The 20,254-nt window shown below is 60.7% G+C and carries 20 protein-coding genes; 13 read left to right on the forward strand and 7 right to left on the reverse strand.

What is annotated here, in order from left to right:
• Window positions 1–8 precede the first annotated feature (8 nt).
• Window positions 9–968, forward strand: coding sequence for a diiron oxygenase (locus D8U18_RS11885; RefSeq protein WP_131107674.1), 960 nt, complete (start codon window positions 9–11; stop codon window positions 966–968).
• A 14-nt stretch (window positions 969–982) separates the two neighbouring features.
• Complete coding sequence (locus D8U18_RS11890) at window positions 983–1,783, forward strand: N-acyl homoserine lactonase family protein (RefSeq protein ID WP_056855117.1); 801 nt, start codon at window positions 983–985, stop codon at window positions 1,781–1,783.
• A 210-nt stretch (window positions 1,784–1,993) separates the two neighbouring features.
• On the opposite strand, the gene D8U18_RS11895 is transcribed toward D8U18_RS11890, so the two are convergent.
• The 4 genes from D8U18_RS11895 to D8U18_RS11910 all read right to left on the reverse strand — a co-directional run bounded on the left by D8U18_RS11895 (window position 1,994) and on the right by D8U18_RS11910 (window position 7,007).
• On the reverse strand, window positions 1,994–3,424 hold the full coding sequence (locus tag D8U18_RS11895; RefSeq protein WP_131107675.1) for a PLP-dependent aminotransferase family protein: 1,431 nt from the start codon (window positions 3,422–3,424) through the stop codon (window positions 1,994–1,996).
• A gap of 333 nt (window positions 3,425–3,757) precedes the next feature.
• On the reverse strand, window positions 3,758–4,462 hold the full coding sequence (locus D8U18_RS11900) for a hypothetical protein (protein WP_056855119.1): 705 nt from the start codon (window positions 4,460–4,462) through the stop codon (window positions 3,758–3,760).
• Between the two features lie 308 nt (window positions 4,463–4,770).
• Window positions 4,771–6,291, reverse strand: a complete 1,521-nt coding sequence (locus D8U18_RS11905; protein WP_131107676.1) for an ATP-binding protein — start codon at window positions 6,289–6,291, stop codon at window positions 4,771–4,773.
• The gene (locus tag D8U18_RS11910; protein ID WP_056855121.1) at window positions 6,288–7,007 is read right to left on the reverse strand and encodes a response regulator transcription factor; all 720 of its coding nucleotides are present in this window, start codon (window positions 7,005–7,007) and stop codon (window positions 6,288–6,290) included. The genes D8U18_RS11905 and D8U18_RS11910 overlap by 4 nt, the downstream gene beginning before the upstream one ends.
• A 149-nt stretch (window positions 7,008–7,156) precedes the next feature.
• Between D8U18_RS11910 and msrB the strand changes: the two genes are divergently transcribed.
• Together msrB and msrA are read left to right on the forward strand one after the other, a co-directional pair.
• Window positions 7,157–7,675, forward strand: coding sequence for a peptide-methionine (R)-S-oxide reductase MsrB (msrB, locus tag D8U18_RS11915; protein ID WP_131107677.1), 519 nt, complete (start codon window positions 7,157–7,159; stop codon window positions 7,673–7,675).
• Between the two features lie 42 nt (window positions 7,676–7,717).
• Window positions 7,718–8,425 (forward strand): peptide-methionine (S)-S-oxide reductase MsrA, encoded by a 708-nt coding sequence (msrA, locus tag D8U18_RS11920; protein WP_056855123.1) that lies wholly within the window; start codon window positions 7,718–7,720, stop codon window positions 8,423–8,425.
• 3 nt (window positions 8,426–8,428) lie between these two features.
• Here the strand turns inward: msrA and D8U18_RS11925 are convergent, their stop codons facing one another.
• Window positions 8,429–9,337, reverse strand: coding sequence for a LysR family transcriptional regulator (locus D8U18_RS11925; RefSeq protein ID WP_056855124.1), 909 nt, complete (start codon window positions 9,335–9,337; stop codon window positions 8,429–8,431).
• A 102-nt stretch (window positions 9,338–9,439) separates the two neighbouring features.
• Here D8U18_RS11925 and D8U18_RS11930 point away from each other — a divergent pair, with 102 nt between their 5' ends.
• Window positions 9,440–10,630: an aspartate aminotransferase family protein gene (locus D8U18_RS11930; RefSeq protein WP_130905213.1), complete on the forward strand. Its 1,191-nt coding sequence runs from the start codon at window positions 9,440–9,442 to the stop codon at window positions 10,628–10,630.
• Window positions 10,631–10,856: 226 nt separating this feature from the next.
• Here D8U18_RS11930 and D8U18_RS11935 read toward each other — a convergent pair whose 3' ends face one another.
• Window positions 10,857–11,351: an adenylate kinase gene (locus D8U18_RS11935; protein ID WP_131107678.1), complete on the reverse strand. Its 495-nt coding sequence runs from the start codon at window positions 11,349–11,351 to the stop codon at window positions 10,857–10,859.
• 35 nt (window positions 11,352–11,386) lie between these two features.
• A complete protein-coding gene (locus D8U18_RS11940) occupies window positions 11,387–13,303 on the reverse strand; it encodes an alkaline phosphatase D family protein (protein ID WP_131107679.1) in 1,917 nt (638 codons plus the stop codon).
• 106 nt (window positions 13,304–13,409) lie between these two features.
• Here D8U18_RS11940 and D8U18_RS11945 point away from each other — a divergent pair, with 106 nt between their 5' ends.
• The 8 genes from D8U18_RS11945 to D8U18_RS11980 all read left to right on the forward strand — a co-directional run bounded on the left by D8U18_RS11945 (window position 13,410) and on the right by D8U18_RS11980 (window position 20,160).
• Window positions 13,410–13,673 carry a hypothetical protein gene (locus tag D8U18_RS11945; protein ID WP_130930954.1) on the forward strand — a complete coding sequence of 88 codons (264 nt, stop codon included), beginning with the start codon at window positions 13,410–13,412 and terminating at the stop codon, window positions 13,671–13,673.
• A 107-nt stretch (window positions 13,674–13,780) separates the two neighbouring features.
• Window positions 13,781–14,761, forward strand: coding sequence for a quinone oxidoreductase (locus D8U18_RS11950; RefSeq protein ID WP_056855129.1), 981 nt, complete (start codon window positions 13,781–13,783; stop codon window positions 14,759–14,761).
• A 13-nt stretch (window positions 14,762–14,774) separates the two neighbouring features.
• Window positions 14,775–15,623 carry a TauD/TfdA family dioxygenase gene (locus D8U18_RS11955; protein WP_056855130.1) on the forward strand — a complete coding sequence of 283 codons (849 nt, stop codon included), beginning with the start codon at window positions 14,775–14,777 and terminating at the stop codon, window positions 15,621–15,623.
• 87 nt (window positions 15,624–15,710) lie between these two features.
• Window positions 15,711–16,763, forward strand: coding sequence for a 3-keto-5-aminohexanoate cleavage protein (locus tag D8U18_RS11960; RefSeq protein WP_056855131.1), 1,053 nt, complete (start codon window positions 15,711–15,713; stop codon window positions 16,761–16,763).
• A 91-nt stretch (window positions 16,764–16,854) separates the two neighbouring features.
• On the forward strand, window positions 16,855–18,171 hold the full coding sequence (locus tag D8U18_RS11965; RefSeq protein WP_130908093.1) for an MFS transporter: 1,317 nt from the start codon (window positions 16,855–16,857) through the stop codon (window positions 18,169–18,171).
• Window positions 18,168–18,830 carry a DsbA family oxidoreductase gene (locus D8U18_RS11970; protein ID WP_131107680.1) on the forward strand — a complete coding sequence of 221 codons (663 nt, stop codon included), beginning with the start codon at window positions 18,168–18,170 and terminating at the stop codon, window positions 18,828–18,830. The genes D8U18_RS11965 and D8U18_RS11970 overlap by 4 nt, the downstream gene beginning before the upstream one ends.
• Window positions 18,827–19,153 carry a Rieske 2Fe-2S domain-containing protein gene (locus D8U18_RS11975; RefSeq protein ID WP_131107681.1) on the forward strand — a complete coding sequence of 109 codons (327 nt, stop codon included), beginning with the start codon at window positions 18,827–18,829 and terminating at the stop codon, window positions 19,151–19,153. Before D8U18_RS11970 ends, D8U18_RS11975 begins: the two co-directional genes overlap by 4 nt.
• The gene (locus D8U18_RS11980; RefSeq protein WP_056855135.1) at window positions 19,150–20,160 is read left to right on the forward strand and encodes a putative sulfate exporter family transporter; all 1,011 of its coding nucleotides are present in this window, start codon (window positions 19,150–19,152) and stop codon (window positions 20,158–20,160) included. Before D8U18_RS11975 ends, D8U18_RS11980 begins: the two co-directional genes overlap by 4 nt.
• The last annotated feature ends 94 nt before the right edge of the window (window positions 20,161–20,254 follow it).

Genomic DNA, 20,254 nt, shown 5'->3' on the forward strand with positions numbered 1-20,254 from the left:
ATTGCGTCATGCAAACAGCAATCGAGATTGCCCAAGTCGATCATCAACTGATCGTTCGGCTCAATCAGGCCTGGACCAAACGCGCCACGGTGTGTGCGCCGGACAAAGCCCAGGTCAACGAAGTGTTCGATCCGTCGCGCCCGGATTATCCAGAATGCATGGTGCCGTTTTTCCATCACCCGGCATTCCAGGCCTTGAGTGATGAACTCAAAAGCAGCGTGGTGACCTGGGGCTGGATCGGCTACAACCTGCGCACCGTGACCGCCGAGGAACACGTGGTGAATCCGGCGCTGAGCGTCATCGCCAATCAGTACCTGGGCAAGGACGACTGGCATTTTCGCGAGGCCATGCAACAGACGCTGATCGACGAGCACTACCACACGCTGATGCACCTGCGCGCTATCGAACGAACAAAACTCGACCGCGCACTGGATCAGGATCTGGACTTGCCACCGTCAGTCACTTACCTGCGCCTGAAAGCCTTGTGCGAAGAGCTGCCTGAGCAATGGCAACGGGACTTGGCGGCGATCACGTTCGCGGTGGTGGCCGAGATCAGCGTCAATGCCTACCTCGACCTGCTGGCGGATGACCAGACCATCCAGCCACAAAACCGCCGCGTCGCCGAACTGCATAACCGCGACGAATATGCCCACAGCAAGGTGCTGGCCGAGGTGGCCAAGGTCATGTACGCCAATATGCAGCCAGTCCAGCGGGAATTTTTCGCCCGCAACCTGTCGGTGGCGCTGAGTGCTTTTATCGCCCAGGACTACTCGATGTGGGAGGCGATCCTGACGCAATTGGGCGTCGAGGACGCGGCGTTGATCATTGCCGACACCCGCGAGAGCAACAAGAACGCGACGATCATGCGCGACTACAGTGGCCTGCATAAACTGGCCCGCGATCTGGGCATCAGTGAGCAGATCGACTTTGATTTCCGTCCAACCCTCAAAGCTACAGCAGCGGCTTGAATCCGGAGGTGTGCATGTCCGTTCCTGTGTACGAAGTGTTCGCCATCCGCGTCGGCGCCAATGCCCAACGCACCGCCCGAGAGAATTTTCTCTACGACGCCTGCTGCGGCGATCCGAATGCGCCGATGCCGCTGGATTATTACTTCTGGGTCATCCGCAACGAGCAACAGGTGATCGTGGTCGACACCTGTTTCCAGCCGGCCACGGCGGATCGCCGCAATCGCCAGATGTATCGCCTGCCGGAAGAATCCCTGCGCCAACTGGACATCGATCCGGCGCAGGTCGAGCACCTGATCCTCACGCATTTGCATTGGGATCATGCCGGCAATCTGGGGTTGTTTCCGAAAGCCACGGTGCATTTGCAGGAGGCTGAATTGCGCTTCTGCACCGGGCCGAAAATGGCCCATCACACGGTGAATAAAACCTACGAAGTCGAGGACGTGATGTCGGCCCTGCCACCGCTGTTCGAAGGGCGGATGCGTTTGCACAACGGCACGGTTGAAGTCATGCCCGGCGTGACCTTGCACGCCGTGGGCGGCCACACGCCGGGCAGTCAGGTGGTGCGGGTCAATACTGCGCGTGGTTGGATTGTGCTGGCGTCGGATGCCGCGCATCTGTGGGTCAACATTCGCCAACGCAGCCCGTTTCCGATCATCGATGACCTGGCGCAAAGCCTTGAAGCGTTCAGTGAAATCGACCGCCTGGCCGACAGCGAAGACCACGTCATCCCCGGCCACGACCCGCTGATCGCCGAGCGCTTCCCGCACTGGAATGATGACCCGCATATCATCAGCCTGCACCAGACCCCGATCTAAAGCTCACCCCTGACCTGTAGGAGCAAGGCTTGCCCGCGATAGCGGTGTGTCAGACACAGCAGTGTTGCATGTGCTGACGCCATCGCCGGCAAGCCGTGCTCCTACAGGTTTTGTCGTGCTATCCCATGATGGCTGTAGGAGCAAAGCTTGCTCGCGATGGCAATCTCCCGGGCGCCATCGCCGGCAAGCCGTGCTCCTACAGGGGTTGGATCAGCCCTGAAGTTTGAGCAGGTTCCCCAACGTCCCCAGTGCCTCATCGATCCGCGGCGAATACGGCGTCCCACAGCCAATACGCAGAAAATTCCTGAACCGCTTGGCGTTGGAAAAGATATCCCCAGGTGAAATCTGGATGCCGACGTCCAGCGCTTCATGAAAAAGCGCCATGGACGAATACTGCACAGGCAATTCCACCCACAGCAACGTGCCACCCTGCGGATTGGTCACTCGGGTACCCTCGGGAAAGTAGCGCAGGATCGCTGCGCTCATTTGCTGGCGCTGTTGGGTCAGGGTTTTTCTCAAACGTCGCAGATAGCGCTCGTAGGAAGGTGTGCCCATGAACGCACTGACCGCCAGCTGTGACAGCTTCTCGCAGCCGCGGGTCTGGGTGTGCTTGAGCATTTCCACGCGGTCGTGCCACTTCCCCGCACTGATCCAGCCCAGGCGCAGGCCCGGGGCCAGGGTTTTGTTCAGCGAAGCGCAATAGATCACATTGTCGCTGCGGTCCCAGTGCTTGAGGGTGGACAGCGGTTGCTCGGTGTCCACCAGGTCACCGTAGGTGTCGTCCTCGATCAGCACCGTATCGTGCTCGGCGCAGAGTTTCACCAGTCGGGCCTTGTGGCTGTCGGGCATGATGCTGCCCAGCGGATTGTGCAGGTTGGGCATGACGATCAGCGCCTTGATCCGCTCCGGCCCTTGCAGCAAATGTTCAAGGGCCGGCAGATGAATTCCCGCATGGGGCGAAGCGGGGACTTCGAGCACCCGCAGGTTCAGGCTTTCGAGAATTTGCAGCAAGCCGTAGAAGGTTGGCGATTCCACGGCCACGGTATCACCGGGGTGGGTCACGGCACGCAGGGCCAGGTTGATCGCTTCGGTGGCGCCGTTGGTGATGACAATGCGTTCGGCTGTCAGATGGGTCTTGGCGGTCAGCATTCGGCGGGCAAGGACGCTGCGCAGCGTACTGTTGCCGCTGGTCGAACCGGTGGTGTCGAGCAGGTGCTGATCCTGGCGCAAAGTCTTGATCATGTTGTCCTGCAAGGTCTTCAACGGATAGAGCTGAGGTGCGCAATAGGTGCTGGCCAGGTTGACCTTGATCGTCGCCCGCTGACTGGCTTTGAGCACCGCTGACACTTGCTCATGGATGCCGACATACACCCCGGTATCCAGCGGCGGGAGCAGGGTGATCGGCGCGGATTGTTTTGGCGTATCCGGCTGGCGAATGTAATTGCCCGAGCGCGGTCGCGCTTCCAGCACGCCATAGTCCTCAAGCTCCCGGCACACCTGCACGGCGGTCGACAGGCTGACGGCGTGTTTTTCCATCATCAGCCGTATCGAAGGCAGGCGCTCGCCGGTTTTCAGGGTGCCGCTACGGATCGCGTCCAGATAATGATTGGCCAGCTGACGGTAGAGAGGGAGCGTGTTCATGATGACCTCGGCAGTCGCACCGCTGAGGTCTTGGGCTGGAAACTGAGTTGACGCTTCCCGCAGACGGACCCGTGGTGCAGAAGGGGGAAGGGAAGTGGTGTTCTGGCGTTGATACTGGAAGAGTAATCGGGGATTCGCCGCAATCGCGGGCAATAAAAAGCCCCGCACGAGGGCGGGGCGCTAAGTGAGTCGCTGAGGTGACTGTGGCGATGGAGCTGGCTTGTGCTTGAGTGCGCTGCACTCACGAAAATCTGTAAGTGCCGTCAAATTCCGGGGGCCGCTGCGCAGCCCGACGCGAGCCAGCTCGCTCGCCACAAATAATGGGGTATCAGGTTATTGAGCGGTGATGCTATAGCCGTCGAACGCCGTCTGCTGTTGCAGGGCGGTGATGATGTTCTTGCGGTTGACCGCTTGTTCGCTGCCGGCATTGTCCAGGAATGTCTCGTTTTCCAGCTCGGCTTCATCGCCTTCGCCAACAAAACTGAAACCGAGGAATTCCAGGGCTTCACGGTCGACGCTCAAACGCGAGCGCGGGGTGCGCAGCGGCAGCGTCACACTCATGCCGTCCTTGCTGATGGTGAACACTTCGACTTCTTTCTTGGCCTTGGCAGCCTTGCTCTTGCCACCGCTCGGGTTGCTGATGGCCTGGTGGGTCTGGTTCAGCACTTTCAGCGCCAGGCCGTAGACAATTTCCTGGAACGCCGGGTCATCCTTGAAGCTGGACAGGATGCGGCTGATCGGGAATTTGCTGCTCAGGTCTTCGAGCGCGGCGATGTCGGCGGCTTCGGCGTCCTTGAGCTGCTTGAGCTGGCCCATCAGTTCGTACGCCTTGTCATCGTCGAAGCTGTCGTGGGCCTGACGGATCGCGGCGCGCAGCTCGCGGATCTGGTCGCTTTCGCGGGTGGACTGGAAAGCGTCCAGCACCATCTCGCTGATGGTTTTGGCCTGGGGCACGTGTTGTGAAAGATTGATGGAGTTTTCGTATTCCGCTTTGGACGACAAGGTGACTACGGATTCAGCGGTATTGGAATCGGACATTGAAATTTCACTACTTTTTTCAGCTTGAATAGGGGCGAGAAAGCACGGGGGCTTTTTCAGGTCGCCTAATCTATTGGACCGGGGCGGCGTTGTCACGGAGCAACGGGCGGTTGGTCGTTTTTTTGCCTTGCTGGATAATCGCGATCCCCTGTAGGAGCGAGCCTGCTCGCGATGTGATCGTTCCCACGCTCTGCGTGGGAATGCAGCCCGGGATGCTCCGCGTCCCTGCCAGAGCCGAACGCGGAGCGTCCGTTGAGGCATTCCCACGCGGAGCGTGGGAACGATCAAAATCGCTGGCAAGCCAATTCTCAAGCCTGCCCCGGTGTATTGAGGTTCATCGACCGCACCGCCAACGCAGTCGCTGTCTCTTCATCAATCGGCAACGAAAACCGAAACGTCGCCCCGCGTCCCGGCACATCGATCAACTGAATCTCGCGCCCGTGCAATTGCAGGATGCGATGCACGATTCGCAAACCCAACCCGCCATCACGCCGTGCGCCGCCGATATTGAACGGGCGCAGGAACAACCCGTCGCGCAATTGCGGGGCAATCCCCGGTCCTGTATCGCTGACGGTCACTTCGATAAACGAGCCTAGCGGGCGCAAGCCAAGTTCGATTTCGCCACCTTGTGGGGTATGGCGCAGAGCGTTGTCGAACAGGTTGGTCAGCACCCGTTCGATCAAGCCGAGATCCGCGCACGCCACCGAGACGTTCGGGGCAAAGGTGGCCTTCAATTCGACCTCGCGCGCTTCGGCGGTGAGCTCGAACTTCTGGAAAATGTCCTGGGCCAGATCGGTCAGGGAAAACCGCTCCAGCACCGGCTGCACAAAACCATGTTCCAGCCGCACCAGCTCCAGCAGTGATTGCGCCAGCCCACCGACCTTGCGGCTCTGATCCAGCGCAATGCCCAGATAACGGCGGCGATCGGCGGGGGACAGCGTGGCGTCCTTGAGCGACAGGGTTTCCAGATAGCCGTGCAGTGAGGCCAATGGCGTGCGCAAGTCATGGGAGATATTGGCCACCAGTTCACGGCGCTCCTGATCCTGGCGGGTCAGCGAGCGCCACTGCTCGCCGAGGCGTGCCTGCATCTGCCGGAACGTGGCGTCGAGGATGGCAATTTCATCGTGGCTGGCGGTTTTTTCTACGGTAACGGGCAGGGCCGGGGTGACCGGGACGCCGTCAATGTCGAACTGGCTGACGGTTTCGGTCAAACGGCGCAACGGCCGGGTGATCAGGGCAAACGCGGTGAGACCGGCAATCAGGCACAGCAGCGCGACCAAACCGATGGACAGCAGGGCGGTGTTGAGTGCGGCACTGGTGGCACCGCGTTCGGCCAGCCGATCGTGGTCTTCGCCGAGCAGGACCACGTAGAGGTAACCGGCGGGTTTGCCATCGACCTTCAGTGGCGCGGCGCTGAATACCTTGCGGGTATCCACACTGCGCGGATCGTCACCGAGAATCGGCAGTGCATCGCCCCGCAGCAGGCGCTGGATCGGCGCCAGGTCGAGCCGGTCGCGCCGAATCCTCCCTTCGGGCGCGGCGCTGCCAACAATCCTGCCTTCGGTATCGAGCAGGTACACCTCGACACTCGGGTTGACCTGCATCAGCTTGCTGAACAGATCGCGCACCGCATTGGGCATCAGTCCCTGGGTGTCCATCAGCACCGTGTCATTGGCGATGTGTTGCGCCAGGTCGCGGGACAAGCCTTGCACCACTTCCTGTTCATGCATCTGGTTGGAGCGCACCTGCATCCACGCGGACGTGCCGCAGCACACCAGCAACAACACGGCGAACACCAGCGACAGGCGCTGTGTGAGCGTCAACCTCATGGCTGCGGTTCCTCCCCGGTGGCGAATTTGTAGCCACGCCCCCATACCGTGAGGATGCGCACCGGTTGCGCCGGGTCAGTCTCGATCTTGGCGCGCAGGCGATTGATGTGGGTGTTGACCGTGTGCTCGTAGCCTTCGTGGCTGTAGCCCCACACGGCATTGAGCAGGTCCATGCGCGAGAACACCTTGCCGGGCTGACGGGCGAAGAAGTACAGCAAGTCGAACTCACGGGGTGTGAGGTCCAGCCGCCGACCGTTCAGAGCCACTTCGCGGGTGATCGGGTCGATGGCCAGGCCGTCGATGTTCAGGCTGCCGGCGTCCATCTTCAGGTTGCGCGCCATCGCATCGACCCGGCGCAACAGGGCTTTGACCCGCGCCACCAGTTCCAGCATGGAAAACGGCTTGGCCAGGTAATCATCGGCACCCAGTTCGAGGCCGAGGATCCGGTGCACTTCGCTGGAGCGAGCGCTGGTGATGATGATTGGCGTGTAGCGGGCCATGGCCCGGGCGCGGCGGCAGATTTCCAGGCCATCGACACCGGGCAGCATCAGGTCGAGGATCAACGCATCCCAGTTGCCTTGCTGCAACAGGCGCATGCCCTCATTGCCATCGGCACTGTGGACCACCTCGAATTGCTCATCACGCAGATGCAGGCAAATGAGGTCGGCGATGTGCGTATCGTCCTCGACCACGAGGACGCGTTTAGTCTGTTCCATCCAGCTCAATCCTTCGGCGCAATGAGCGCATTGTGCGGGTTTTCCACCGCCCGAGTTATCACGAATTGTTTAACTTACCGTGAGGATTTGGCGATCACCCAAAGCCTAGGCTGTGTTCCATGAAACACCCCTGGTTTTGGGAGACAAGCATGTTTTCACGACGGCAATTTCTTGTAGCGAGCAGCGGGCTCGGGGTCACGGCCCTGGCGATCGGCCTGTTGCCGAAGTTATCCACAGGCTCGGCGTTGATCAGCGAGGTCAACGCGGCCGAGGCGTTCGAAGTGACCCACACTGATAGCGAATGGCACGCGATCCTCAGCGACGATCAGTACGAAATCCTTCGCGAAGAAGGTACCGAGCGCGCCTACAGCAGCCCGCTGAACAACGAACACCGTGACGGTACGTTCACCTGCGCCGGTTGCGATCTGCCGCTGTTTTCCTCGGCCACCAAATTCGACAGTCGCACCGGTTGGCCGAGCTTCTGGGCGCCACTGGACAAGGCTGTGGCCACTCGACAGGACCGCACTTTCGGCATGGTCCGCGAAGAGGTGCATTGCCGACGTTGCGGCGGGCATTTGGGCCATGTCTTCGATGACGGCCCGAAACCGACAGGCCTGCGTTATTGCATGAACGGACTGGCGATGAAGTTCGTGCCCAAAACCGTCTGATTTTTGCCTGCCTGCCCTTTGAATCATTCTGGAGTTGCTTACATGAAAAACCTGCTCACCTGGCGTCGTGCGCTGCTGGCCCTGGCCACCGTTAGCGTTATCGGCCCATGCTCGGCGTTCTCCTTGGGTGGTGCCGAAGAAGCGGTGGTGATTGCGCCGCCAGCGCTCGATGAAGTCACTCAGGCCCGCAGCGCAACCGCGGTGTTCGCCGGCGGTTGTTTCTGGGGCGTGCAAGGGGTGTTTCAACACGTCAAAGGGGTGAAGAATGCGGTTTCCGGTTACGCCGGTGGTGCAGCCGACACGGCGCAGTACGAGCGCGTCAGCGACGGCAATACCGGCCATGCGGAATCTGTCGAAGTGACGTACGACCCGAGCCAGGTCAGTTACGGCACCTTGCTGCACATCTACTTTTCAGTCGCCCACAACCCGACCGAACTCAACCGCCAGGGGCCGGACACCGGGACTCAGTACCGTTCGGCCATCTTCACCAAAAGCGCCGAGCAGCAAAAAATCGCCCAGGCCTACATTGCCCAGCTCGACGCGGCCAAGTCCTTCAACAAACCGATCGTGACCAAGCTGGAAAGCTACAACGGTTTCTACCCGGCCGAAGAAGAGCATCAGGACTTTCTCACCGAGCACCCGACCTATCCTTACATCGTGATCAATGACCTGCCGAAAGTGGCGCAGCTCAAGCAGCTGTTTCCCGAGCGTTATCAGGAAAAACCGGTGCTGGTGAAGGAGGGGAGGTAAGCGTCAGGAGTGCTTGCCCCACTTCTGTACCGCGAATTCGACGAAACGGCGCAATTTCGGCAAACGGTGGCGATCCTGCGGGTAAACCAGATGCATCGGACGGCTGGGCGGGCAGTAATCCGGCATCAATGCCAGCAGGTTTCCTTGCCGCAGGTCTTCTTCGACCAGCGCGTCGGGCATCATCACGATGCCCATACCCGTCAGCGCCGCCTGATGCAGGCCGGCCGAACTGTTGATCAGCATCGGCCCGCTGACTCCCACGCTGACTTCGCCATCAGGTCCGGCCAGACGCCATTCCTTTTGCACCGACTGCCAGTCATCCCCGGCCGGATAGGCAAACGACAGACAATCGTGCTGTCGCAGGTCTTCAGGTGTTTGCGGTGTGCCCCGACGGGCCAGATATTGCGGCGAGGCGCACATGGTCAGGGTGTAGTCGATCAGCGGGCGGGCGATCAGGTTTGAGGGTTCCAGTGCGCCGAGTCGAAACGCCACATCCAGGCCGTTCTCCAGAAGGTCCGGACGGCGGTTGGTCAGCACCACATCAAGCTTCACCCGCGGGTTTTGCAGGCTGAACTCACTCAGCGCCGGTGCCAGCCGCTCGGTGCCGAAGGTCAAGGGAGCGGTGATGCGCAAGATGCCGCTCGGTTCGTCGAGGGCCTGTTCTGCAAGCCGCTCGGAATCCGCCACCAGTCCCAACACTTCCAGACAACGCTGGTAATACGCGGCACCGAATTCGGTCAGGCGCTGACGCCGCGTGGTGCGGTGCATCAGGCGCACACCCAGACGCTGTTCCAGTGCCTTGAGGTGATTGCCGACCATGGTCGTGGACATTTCGCACTGAAAAGCCGCGGCGGTCATGCTGCCGGTTTCCACCACTTTCACGTAAACACTCATTGCCTGGAATAAATCCATTATCAAGCTCGGCTTTTAAATGATTGAAGTTTTGAGGCGTTTATCCAGCTCAGGTGGCTAACCATACTGCAAAAACACCGACCCTTGCTGGAGCTTGATGTCATGACCGCCGCTTGCCTGATGAGCACTTACCAACCCTTGGCCCTGAGTTTCAACAAAGGCCTGGGCACACGCCTGTGGGATCAGGCCGGTCGTGAGTATCTGGATGCGGTGGCCGGTGTGGCCGTGACCAACGTTGGCCATTCCCACCCGAAAATCGTTGCCGCCATCAGTGAACAAGCCGGATTGCTGCTGCATACGTCCAACCTCTACAGCATCGACTGGCAACAACGGCTGGCGCAAAAATTGACGCGGCTGGCAGGGATGGACCGGGCGTTCTTCAACAATTCCGGGGCCGAGGCCAACGAGACGGCGCTGAAAATCGCCCGGTTGCATGGATGGCACAAAGGCATCGAGCAACCGTTGGTGGTGGTCATGGAGAACGCTTTCCATGGTCGAACCCTCGGCACGTTGTCCGCCAGTGATGGCCCGGCCGTGCGTCTGGGCTTCAACAAATTGCCGGGTGATTTCGTCAAGGTGCCGTTCGGCGACCTGCAAGCGCTCGACCAGGTGCAGCAAGCGCATGGCTCGCGGATCGTGGCGATCCTGATGGAGCCGATCCAGGGCGAAAGCGGCGTACAACTGGCGCCGCCCGGTTACCTCAAGGCGCTGCGCGAACGGTGCAACCGGCGTTCATGGTTGCTGATGCTCGACGAAATCCAGACCGGGATCGGTCGTACCGGACAGTGGTTCGCCTTTCAGCACGAAGGCATCGTGCCGGACGTCATGACCCTGGCCAAAGGCCTCGGCAACGGCGTGCCCATCGGTGCCTGTCTGGCCCGTGGCAGGGCCGCAGAGCTCTTTACCCCGGGCAGCCACGGCAGCACGTTCGGCGGCAATCCGCTGGCCTGCCGCGTCGGTTGCACCGTGCTGGATATCGTCGAAGAACAAGGGCTGCTGGAGAATGCCCGGCTTCAAGGGGAGCATTTGCTCGAAAGATTGCGCACAGAATTGGCGGGCCATCCGAACGTCGCGCAGATCCGCGGTCAGGGCCTGATGATCGGCATCGAACTGAAACAACCGATCCGCGACCTGAGCCTGATCGCCGCCCGGGACCACGGCTTGCTGATCAACGTCACACGCGGACAAATCATCCGCCTGCTGCCTCCGTTGACCATCGATGAGCGGGAGGTGGAGATGATTGTCAGGGGCGTGAGTCGGGCGATTTCGCAAGTGTTCGAGCGATTTGAGTAATCGTTCAGCGTTGGCTTTGGAGCATAAAAGATAAGTCGTTTCATCGAACACTTCGGGACTGTCCAGAGTTTTCTTGTTCCCTTTCCTACGATTCAGCAACCACTGGAGAACTCGCATCACCCGCTCCTCATCCAGATAGACGCTGAGTATCTAATGCCCTGACAAGAGACGCTTCTGTAAGAGCTGTAGTCCCGTTCCGATTTGGAGAAAGACGCTGAAAGAATGATCAATGCGGGTTTCGAACCGCACTGAGGAAGTCCGTGATTTCAGCCTGAGTGGTCAACTGGATTCGGAAACCGGCAAATCCATCCAGCAACCGCTGATGCGCCACAAACCCACTGGACCCATCACGTGTTCGATATCTTGCGGCCCACTCCAGCAACGCCATCGATCGCTCGTCGTCGTTGACTTCGCGCTGGCGGATATTGGCGAGGCAAGCTTCATCTTCAATGCACAACCAGATCAGCGCTGTTGCGCGGTGCAGCAGTTCGCTGATGATCCAGCCATAAACCCCTTCGATCACCCAGCAGGGATCATCAGCGACGATGCGCGCCATGCCCAGGGCTTCGGCGCGGGGGCGGGGGATGCTGTGTGCGTCGGATAGCCAGTGAATCTGATCGAGATCGACCCATGGCACGCACAATTGCTCGGCGAGCCGTTGCGCTAGCCAGCTCTTGCCGGAACCTGAGTTACCGATGATCAGGGTTCGGGTGAGGTCCATGAGCGACACCAAATGAAATGGAAATCAGCCGGTTTTCAATCTTCTGTCTCGGGAGCCACCATGCGTGTCTTCGGGGAGCCATTCGAGTTGTGCTGATAAATATCCTGCGGCTGTCCCTTGTCATTGAAAAACACCTGGCCGATGCCCGCGGAGTTCCACAGTCGTTCACCTGCTTCAGCATGCTCCGGAACGTGCGGCACGATGCGCATGCGCCGACGTTTGGTCAGCCAGTTCAGCGGTGAGCGCGGTGAATACATCCAGCGGTTGAGTCGGTCGAACCATTCCAGCAACGTGGGCGGAAATTCATTCTTGATGCCGCTGCTGGTGATCTGCCAGATACGCGGCCCAGCCTTGCGATGGCGAATCAGCACTTCGTAGACGAAGGAATAATGCACATCGCCCGACAGCACCACGTAATTACCCGGTGTGCGCGAGTGGCGGAAAATGTTCAGGATCACCTGGGCCGCGCCGCGATGGGCCATCCAGTTCTCCGCGTCCACCAACAGCGGATAGCCGAACCAGCTGAACACCCGTTGTACCGTCTCGATCAGTTTCACGCCGAACACTGGCGCCGGTGAAACGATGATCGCCGACGGATGATCCAGCAGCTCCTGTTGCAGTTCGCTGAGGGCCTCCCAGTCGAGCAGGCCCGAGGGTTGCTTGAGGTTCATCTCGCTGCGCCAGCGTCGGGTGCGGGTGTCGAGCACGACCATGGCTGGCGTGGTGGGCAGCACGTAATGCCAATGCTGGAAACGCAACAGTTCATCGATCAACCGGTCCTGGACGTCGCTGTCGAGATAGCGGTCTTGCCCGGTGTCGCTGAATGCGCAGGCCTTCTCGACGACATCGACAAAGGCGTCCGGATTGTTGCCCCAGCCCTGGCACAACATGTAGGCGATCAGCGCATTGCCGATGATGCGTCTGGAGAACGGATGGCCGTAGGCCGTTTCTTCCCATTGCGCAGAGAGGTTCCAGTCATCGGTGATGTCGTGGTCGTCGAAAATCATCAGCGTCTGCACGTGCGCCAATGCCCGCGCAACGCGGCCCAGACCAGCCTTGAAACCGTCGATGCGCACCTGTTCCAGCGCATAGCGTTCACGACGTTCCTTGATCAGTTTTGGCGGCTTTGGCGCGATCAGCGACCATGGGGTCGGCGACCAGACCAGCAGGTACATGGCCATGACTTCGGCGAACGTCACCAGATGATTGTCGGCACTGCTGCTGGTGAAAATCGGCTTGCGCGCACCGCCGAAAAAGCGATCGCGCAGGGTTTCGTTGCTCTTGAGTGCCGGCAGCAAATCGGCGCGGTGGTAGTAGCACGCTGCGTGGCCATACAGCTCGGCGCTGTCGCTGACCACGGCACCTTGCAGATGCTCGCCGAACAATCCCAAGCGCTCGATAAGGCCATGTATCGCCCGCAGCATCGGCCCGGCGACATCGTCGGCGTACACCTGATCGCCACTCATCATCAGCAGCGCCGGACGATCCTTGGCTTCGTGTGCTTGCGCCAACAGGTTGTCGACGCACAGCAAGCCGTCGGTCGCCGGGTGATGGGGCTTGCGGCAGGAACCGTGCAGCAACTGATCGATGCGCGAGCGCAGGACGAAGTTCGGGCAATCCGCCTCGCTGTAAAGCAAATGCGGCGCCCAATCGGCGATGCCTTTGCCGTCTTCCAGCAGCAGGTCGTATTCGATACGTTGGTCAAAGGGCAGGGCAGCGTCCAATGACACATCGATCAAATGCACGAAGGCGTGCGTGCCCACCGCAATCACCGTGCAGTGCCCGGCGTCGAGACGGATATCGGCAACGCCCTGCAAACGCAGGGTCAGTTCCAGCGCACGGGACCCCACCAGCCACATCACCAGTCGTGTGGGCTCCAGCCGCCGCAGCAGCGGGCCGGCGAGGACCGGGGGCAGGGATTGAGCGTCGGGCAGGGGCAGCGTTGCGGACATCCGGGGTCAAGACTCTTGAGGGCTCAGAGGCGGGCGATGATAGCGCAGGTGGCGGCGGGACAGGCTATTGTGGGTGTCAGAACATCTCGATTGGAAAGGGTCTGCCATGAACAACCGTATCCTGCCGGCACTGGCCATTTTGCTGCTGGTGCAATCCCCGGCCCATGCCATCAACGACAAGTACCGCCAGCAGCTGGAAAAGTCCGGTTGCACCCAGGTGAGCGAGTTGCAGGGCTGCGATATCCACAAGACCAAGGCGGAAAACGCCAAGGCCGGATTCAGCAACCCGGCCGTACCTGCCGCTGGCGAAAAAACCAAGGAACCGAGCACTGGCACCCAGGAGGAAGCCGCCCCGCCTGTCACCAAATGAAAAGCCATTGTCGTCTGATGAGAAGCGTCTCAACAGGCCTGGTCCTACAGTCCAATCAGCGCAATTCGATGCAACACGCCCATATTGCAGATTGGAGAATAAGAAAAATGGCTAAAGCCGTACGCTTTTACGAAACCGGTGGTCCTGAAGTCCTGCGTTATGAGGACGTTGAAGTCGGCGACCCCGGTCCGGGCCAGGTGCGTCTGCGTCATGTGGCGGTCGGCCTGAACTATGCCGACACCTACTTTCGCAATGGCACTTACCCGATCCCGATGCCCAATGGCATGGGGGTTGAGGCGTCCGGCGTGGTCCAGGCCATCGGCGAGGGGGTGACCAATGTCCAGGTGGGGGATCGCGTCACTTACACCGGTTTCCTCAACACCCTCGGCGCCTACAGCACCGAGCGCCTGATTCCGGCCGCGCCGCTGATCAAGTTGCCGGAAACCATCAGTTTTGAAACCGCTGCCGCCATGACCATGCGCGGCCTGACGTCTTCGTACCTGATGCGCCGCATCTACGATTTCAAGGAAGGCGACAGCATTCTGCTGCACGCCGCTGCCGGTGGTGTGGGCCTGATCGTTTCGCAGTGGGCCAAACTGTTGGGCCTGAACGTGATCGGCACGGTCTCGACCGAGCAAAAGGCTGAAATCGCCCGGGCTCACGGTTGCGACCATACGATCAATTACAGCCATGAAGATGTTGCCGCTCGCGTTCGCGAACTGACCGACGGTGTGGGCGTCAACGTGGTGTTCGACAGCGTTGGCAAGAACACCTTCATGGGTTCGCTGGATTCGTTGAAACCCCGTGGCCTGATGGTCTGCGTGGGTACGGCGTCCGGGCCGATCCCGGCATTCGACCCGGTGATGCTGGCGATGAAAGGTTCGCTGTTCCTGACCCGTCCGGCCCTGGCCAACTACATCAGCGACCCGGCGGAAAAGGCCGAGCTGGCCGGTGAGTTGTTCGACCATGTCGGCAGCGGCCGGATCAAGATCGAGATCAACCAGCACTACGCCTTGCAGGATGCGGTGCAGGCGCACCGTGATCTTGAATCGCGCAAGACTACCGGCTCGTCGATTTTCGTCATTTAAGGAGCTGCCAGCCATGAAAGTCGAACAATTGACCTGCAGCATCGGTGCCGAGTTGACCGGCGTAAACCTGGCCGACGCGGTGCACGACGACGGTCTGTTTGCCGAAATCCGTGCCCAGCTGCTCAAGCATCGAGTGGTGTTCCTGCGCGATCAGGACATCACTCGCGCCGAGCACGTGGCTTTTGCCCGTCGCTTCGGTGAACTGGAAGATCATCCGGTGGCCGGCAGTGATCCGGAGCATCCCGGGCTGGTGCAGATCTACAAGAACCCCGACCAGCCGATGGACCGCTACGAAAACGCCTGGCACACCGATGCCACCTGGCGCGACGCCCCGCCGATGGGTTGCGTGCTGCGCTGCGTGGAGTGCCCGCCGGTGGGCGGCGATACCATGTGGGCCAACATGGTTCTGGCTTACGAAAATCTGCCGGATGATGTGAAAGTGAAGATCGCCGACCTGCGCGCCCGTCACAGCATCGAAGCCAGTTTCGGCGCGGCCATGCCGATCGAGAAGCGCCTGGCGCTGAAGGCGATGTACCCGGACGCCGAGCACCCGGTGGTGCGCACGCACCCGGAAACCGGCGAAAAGGTGCTGTTCGTCAATGCCTTCACCACTCACTTGAGCAATTACCACACCCCTGACCGGGTGCGTTTTGGCCAGGACGCCAACCCTGGTGCGGGCGAGTTGCTGCGTTACCTGATCAGTCAGGCATATATCCCTGAGTATCAAGTGCGCTGGCGCTGGAAGCCCAACAGCATCGCCATCTGGGACAACCGCAGTACCCAGCATTACGCCGTCATGGATTACCCGCCGTGCCATCGCAAGATGGAGCGCGCCGGGATCATCGGCGACAAGACTTACTGATCCACCGCCTCTGCATTCGCTCTCGTAAACACGCCTGCCTGGCGCGACCCCGGGTGGGCGGGACAATCATAAGAACTGGAGTAAACCATGCAATTCTTCGACGATTCCCTGCACCCCGAAAACATGGAAAAAGTGGTTATCACCGTGGCCCCGTACGGCCCGGAGTGGATGCCCGAAGATTTCCCGGAAGACATCCCGCTGACCATGGACGAGCAAATCCACAAAGCGGTCGAGTGCTATGAAGCCGGCGCCACGGTCCTGCACTTGCACGTGCGGGAACTGGACGGCAAAGGGTCCAAGCGCCTGTCGAAGTTCAACGAACTGATCGCCGGTGTGCGTGCCGCCGTGCCGGACATGATCATTCAGGTCGGCGGCTCGATTTCCTTCGCCCCGGAAAGCGACGGTGAAGCGGCCAAGTGGCTGTCCGACGACACCCGCCACATGCTGGCCGAGCTGACGCCGAAACCGGATCAGGTCACGGTGGCGATCAACACCACCCAGATGAACATCATGGAACTGCTGTATCCGGAATACCTGGAAGGCACTTCCCTGGCCAACCCCCTGTATCAGGCTGCCTACAGCGAAATGACCGTGCCGGCAGGTCCGGCCTGGGTCGCCGAACACCTCAAGCGCCTGATGGCCAATGGTATTCAGCCGCACTTCCAGTTGACCGGCATGCACGCCATGGAAACCCTCGAGCGCCTGGTGCGCCGTGGTGTCTACAAAGGCCCGCTGAACCTGACCTGGATCGGCATCGGCGGTGGTTTCGACGGGCCGAACCCGTTCAACTTCTTCAACTTCATCCACCGCGCGCCGGACGGTTGCACCCTGACCTCCGAATCGCTGCTCAAGAACGTCATGCCGTTCAACACCATGTCGATGGCCATGGGCATGCACCCGCGCGTGGGCAACGAAGACACTATCATTGATCACAAGGGCGAGCGTTTCGGCTCGGTGGCGCAGATCAAGCAAACCGTGCGCATTGCCCACGAACTGGGTCGCGAAATCGCCACGGGCAAAGAAGCCCGTGAGATCTATCGCATCGGTGTGCAGTACGACAGCATCGAGGAAACCCTGTTGGCCAACGGCATGGCGCCCAACCGCAAGGCCGGGCAGAAAGGCGTGCCGCAACGCGGCTGACCGACACGGCGAGCGAGCGGCCGTGACCGCTCGCTCGACGCACTGCTACACGCTTGATAACAACAATAAAACAAAGCTTTGAGGAGGCTGCATGGCCTTTCACCCAATCGCCGACGATGACGACTCCGGTGGAGTCGTTGTTGCGCGTAAATATGCCTGGATCGTCTTTGCCCTGACGTTCGGCCTGTTGATTTCCGATTACATGTCGCGCCAGGTACTGAACGCGGTGTTCCCGCTGCTGAAAAGCGAGTGGGCGCTGAGCGACGGCCAACTCGGCCTGCTCAGTGGCATCGTTGCGCTGATGGTCGGGCTGCTGACGTTTCCGCTGTCGCTGATGGCCGACCGTTTCGGCCGGGTCAAGAGCCTGGCGCTGATGGCGATGCTCTGGAGTCTCGCGACCCTTGGCTGCGCATTGGCCCAGGATTACCAGCAGATGTTCATCGCGCGTTTCATGGTCGGCGTCGGCGAGGCAGCCTATGGCAGCGTCGGCATCGCCGTGGTGATTTCGGTGTTTCCGAAACACATGCGTGCCACCCTGGCCAGTGCCTTCATGGCCGGTGGCATGTTCGGCTCGGTGCTGGGCATGGCGCTGGGCGGGGCCATCGCCGCCAAACTGGGCTGGCGCTGGTCGTTTGCCGGCATGGCGCTGTTCGGCCTGGTGCTGGCGATGCTTTATCCGCTGATCGTCAAGGAAGCACGCATTGCGCCGCAACGCGCCGCCAAGGCTGTCGCGGTGGTCAAGCGGCCGTTGCGCACGTTGTGGTCCAGCCGTTCGGTGGTGGCAACTTACGTCGCCAGCGGCTTGCAATTGTTCGTCGGTGGCACGGTGATGGTGTGGATTCCCAGCTACCTCAATCGCTACTACGACATGCCCACCGACAAGGCTGGCGGCATGGCGGCGATCATCGTGTTGTGCAGCGGCGCGGGGATGATCCTGTGCGGCATGCTCAGCGATCGCCTGTGCCGTCACTCGCCGGAGCGCAAAGTCAGCCTGGCCATCGGTTTTTGCCTGGGCAGTTGCCTGTTGCTGTCAGCAGCATTTGCCTTGCAAGCAGGGCCGTTGCAACTGGCGCTGATCTGCCTGGGCATGTTGATCGCCACCGGCACCACCGGCCCATGCGGCGCGATGGTTGCCAACCTGACGCATTACTCGGTCCACGGCACGGCGTTCGCCACGCTGACCCTGGCCAACAACATGCTGGGCCTGGCGCCGGGGCCGTTCATCACTGGCCGGGTGTCCGATCTCATCGGTTTGCACGCCGCGTTTCAACTGGTGCCGCTGGTCAGCCTCGCGGCAGCAGCGGTGTTCTTTTATGCCAAGTGTCATTACCACAAAGATATTGCCCGCCTTCAGGGTCAGAGCGTGCCTGACCCCGTTCGTGAAGCCGGGATAGAGGTGAAGTTGTGAGTCGTCGTTTACGTATTGATGTGTTTTTCGATTTCATCTGCCCCTGGTGCCTGATCGGCAAACGCCAACTGGAGCATGCACTGGTGCAGTTTCGCAGTCGCCATCCGGATGTACAGGTCACCACGGCGTGGCACGGTGTGCAGTTGCTGCCGCAGATGCCGGTGGAGGGTGAGCCATTCGCCGATTTCTACCGCAAGCGCTTGGGCAATGCCGACGCCATGACCATGCGCCAGGCCCAGGTACAGGAGGCTGCCAGGGCGGTTGGACTGGCGATTGACCTGAGCCGCATCGAAACGATGCCCAACACTGCCGACGCCCATCGCTTGTTCCAGCGTGCCACGGCGCTGGGCAATGCGGCTCAGCGTGAAATGTTGCTCGAACGCCTGTTCGCCGGCTATTTCCAGAGACGCGAAAACCTCGGTGATCGCGAGACCCTGCTCGCCATTGCCCGCTCTTGCGGCCTTGACCCGGACACCTTGGTCGACTGTCTGAAAGGAGACGCCACACCGTTTGCAGCGCCACCGGAGGCGACCAGTGGTGTGCCGAGCTTCCAGTTCGACCAGCGCGTGACCGTCATCGGTGCACAGCCGGCCCAGGCGCTGCTCGGGGCGATGAACGAAGCCCTCAAGCACAGTGAGCGCGAGCGGCAGCCGGCATGACCCGGCGCATTCCCGTACCTGCTGGCAAACACCCGCAGGCCGGTGGCCGTGCGCTGTTCGAATTCGAAGACAAAAGCCTGGCGTTGTTCAACGTCGACGGGCAGTTGTTTGCCATCGACGACAGCTGTCCGCATCAGGGCGCCTCGTTGTGCGGCGGGCGCCTTGAGGGCTGCGTGATTCAGTGTTGCGCCCATGGCCTGCGATTCGATCTGCGCAGCGGCTACATGCTCAATTCCACGTTGGTCAAAGTCACCCACTACCCGGTCGAGATCATCGACGACCAGGCGTTTATCGTCATCAATTGCGAGGAGTCCGCGCCATGAGCGCCATCGCTCTCACCCGTATCCACAGTCGCACGCGCGAACTGGCGCCGGGGCTTATCGTCAGCCTGATCGTGGCGGCCGCCGCGTCGTTCCTGTCCGAGCATTACGGTGCGCCGGTCATGCTGTTTGCCTTGCTGCTGGGCATGGCCCTGAATTTTCTGGCCGATGACGGCCCGTGCAAGGCCGGTGTCGAGTTCACCGCCCGCACAGTGCTGCGCATCGGTGTCGCACTGCTGGGCATGCGCATCACCCTGGAGCAAATGGCGGCGCTGGGCTGGAAGCCGATTGCGCTGGTGGTGATTCTGGTGGTGGTGACCATTGGTGTGTCAGTGATCGCGGCCAAGGCGTTGGGCTTCCAGCGCCTGTTCGGCATGCTGACCGGTGGGGCGACGGCGATCTGTGGTGCTTCGGCGGCGTTGGCGCTGGCGGCGGCACTACCCAACCATCCGCAAAAAGAGCGCGCTACGTTATTCACGGTGATTGGTGTCTCGGCGTTGTCGACCCTGGCAATGATTGTCTACCCGATGATTGCCAACTGGCTGGAGTTGTCGCCGCAGGTGGCAGGTGTGTTCCTCGGCGCGACCATTCACGATGTCGCGCAAGTGGTCGGTGCCGGTTACAGCATGTCCACCGAAACCGGTGACACGGCCACGGTGGTCAAACTGATGCGCGTGGCGATGCTGCTGCCGGTGATCGTCACCGCAGCGATGATCACCCGCATGCAGGGCGCCGACCCGACCGGCAAGCGCCCGCCATTGCTGCCGTGGTTTGCCGTCGGTTTCCTGATCCTGGCCTGCATCAACAGCACCGGCTGGGTGGCGCCGGCGGTGCAGGGCTCGGTCAATGAACTGTCGCGCTGGTGCCTGGTGGTTTCCATCAGTGCCCTGGGCATGAAGACCCGCTTGAAGGAGCTGGCAGCGGTCGGGATCAAGCCGATTTTGCTGATGGTGGGGGAGACAGTATTCCTCGTCGTACTGGTGTTGTTGCTGCTGCGCTGGGGTTTCTAGGATTCACACAGAGCGCTCGATGCAACCAGCCACGAAACCCGTAGGAGCAAGGCTTGCCCGCGATAGCGCCGGGTCAGGCGCCATTCATGCCGGA

This window comes from Pseudomonas sp. Sample_10 (genome assembly GCF_004321495.1).
In the GTDB taxonomy this organism is placed as follows: Bacteria; Pseudomonadota; Gammaproteobacteria; order Pseudomonadales; family Pseudomonadaceae; genus Aquipseudomonas.

Bases quoted from the DNA above. Each gene is read 5' to 3' on its own strand.
- D8U18_RS11885 (WP_131107674.1), top strand. From the start codon at position 9: ATGCAAACAGCAATCGAGATTGCCCAAGTCGATCATCAACTGATCGTT.
- D8U18_RS11890 (WP_056855117.1), top strand. From the start codon at position 983: ATGTCCGTTCCTGTGTACGAAGTGTTCGCCATCCGCGTCGGCGCCAAT.
- D8U18_RS11895 (WP_131107675.1), bottom strand. From the start codon at position 3,424: ATGAACACGCTCCCTCTCTACCGTCAGCTGGCCAATCATTATCTGGAC.
- D8U18_RS11900 (WP_056855119.1), bottom strand. From the start codon at position 4,462: ATGTCCGATTCCAATACCGCTGAATCCGTAGTCACCTTGTCGTCCAAA.
- D8U18_RS11905 (WP_131107676.1), bottom strand. From the start codon at position 6,291: ATGAGGTTGACGCTCACACAGCGCCTGTCGCTGGTGTTCGCCGTGTTG.
- D8U18_RS11910 (WP_056855121.1), bottom strand. From the start codon at position 7,007: ATGGAACAGACTAAACGCGTCCTCGTGGTCGAGGACGATACGCACATC.
- msrB (WP_131107677.1), top strand. From the start codon at position 7,157: ATGTTTTCACGACGGCAATTTCTTGTAGCGAGCAGCGGGCTCGGGGTC.
- msrA (WP_056855123.1), top strand. From the start codon at position 7,718: ATGAAAAACCTGCTCACCTGGCGTCGTGCGCTGCTGGCCCTGGCCACC.
- D8U18_RS11925 (WP_056855124.1), bottom strand. From the start codon at position 9,337: ATGGATTTATTCCAGGCAATGAGTGTTTACGTGAAAGTGGTGGAAACC.
- D8U18_RS11930 (WP_130905213.1), top strand. From the start codon at position 9,440: ATGACCGCCGCTTGCCTGATGAGCACTTACCAACCCTTGGCCCTGAGT.
- D8U18_RS11935 (WP_131107678.1), bottom strand. From the start codon at position 11,351: ATGGACCTCACCCGAACCCTGATCATCGGTAACTCAGGTTCCGGCAAG.
- D8U18_RS11940 (WP_131107679.1), bottom strand. From the start codon at position 13,303: ATGTCCGCAACGCTGCCCCTGCCCGACGCTCAATCCCTGCCCCCGGTC.
- D8U18_RS11945 (WP_130930954.1), top strand. From the start codon at position 13,410: ATGAACAACCGTATCCTGCCGGCACTGGCCATTTTGCTGCTGGTGCAA.
- D8U18_RS11950 (WP_056855129.1), top strand. From the start codon at position 13,781: ATGGCTAAAGCCGTACGCTTTTACGAAACCGGTGGTCCTGAAGTCCTG.
- D8U18_RS11955 (WP_056855130.1), top strand. From the start codon at position 14,775: ATGAAAGTCGAACAATTGACCTGCAGCATCGGTGCCGAGTTGACCGGC.
- D8U18_RS11960 (WP_056855131.1), top strand. From the start codon at position 15,711: ATGCAATTCTTCGACGATTCCCTGCACCCCGAAAACATGGAAAAAGTG.
- D8U18_RS11965 (WP_130908093.1), top strand. From the start codon at position 16,855: ATGGCCTTTCACCCAATCGCCGACGATGACGACTCCGGTGGAGTCGTT.
- D8U18_RS11975 (WP_131107681.1), top strand. From the start codon at position 18,827: ATGACCCGGCGCATTCCCGTACCTGCTGGCAAACACCCGCAGGCCGGT.
- D8U18_RS11980 (WP_056855135.1), top strand. From the start codon at position 19,150: ATGAGCGCCATCGCTCTCACCCGTATCCACAGTCGCACGCGCGAACTG.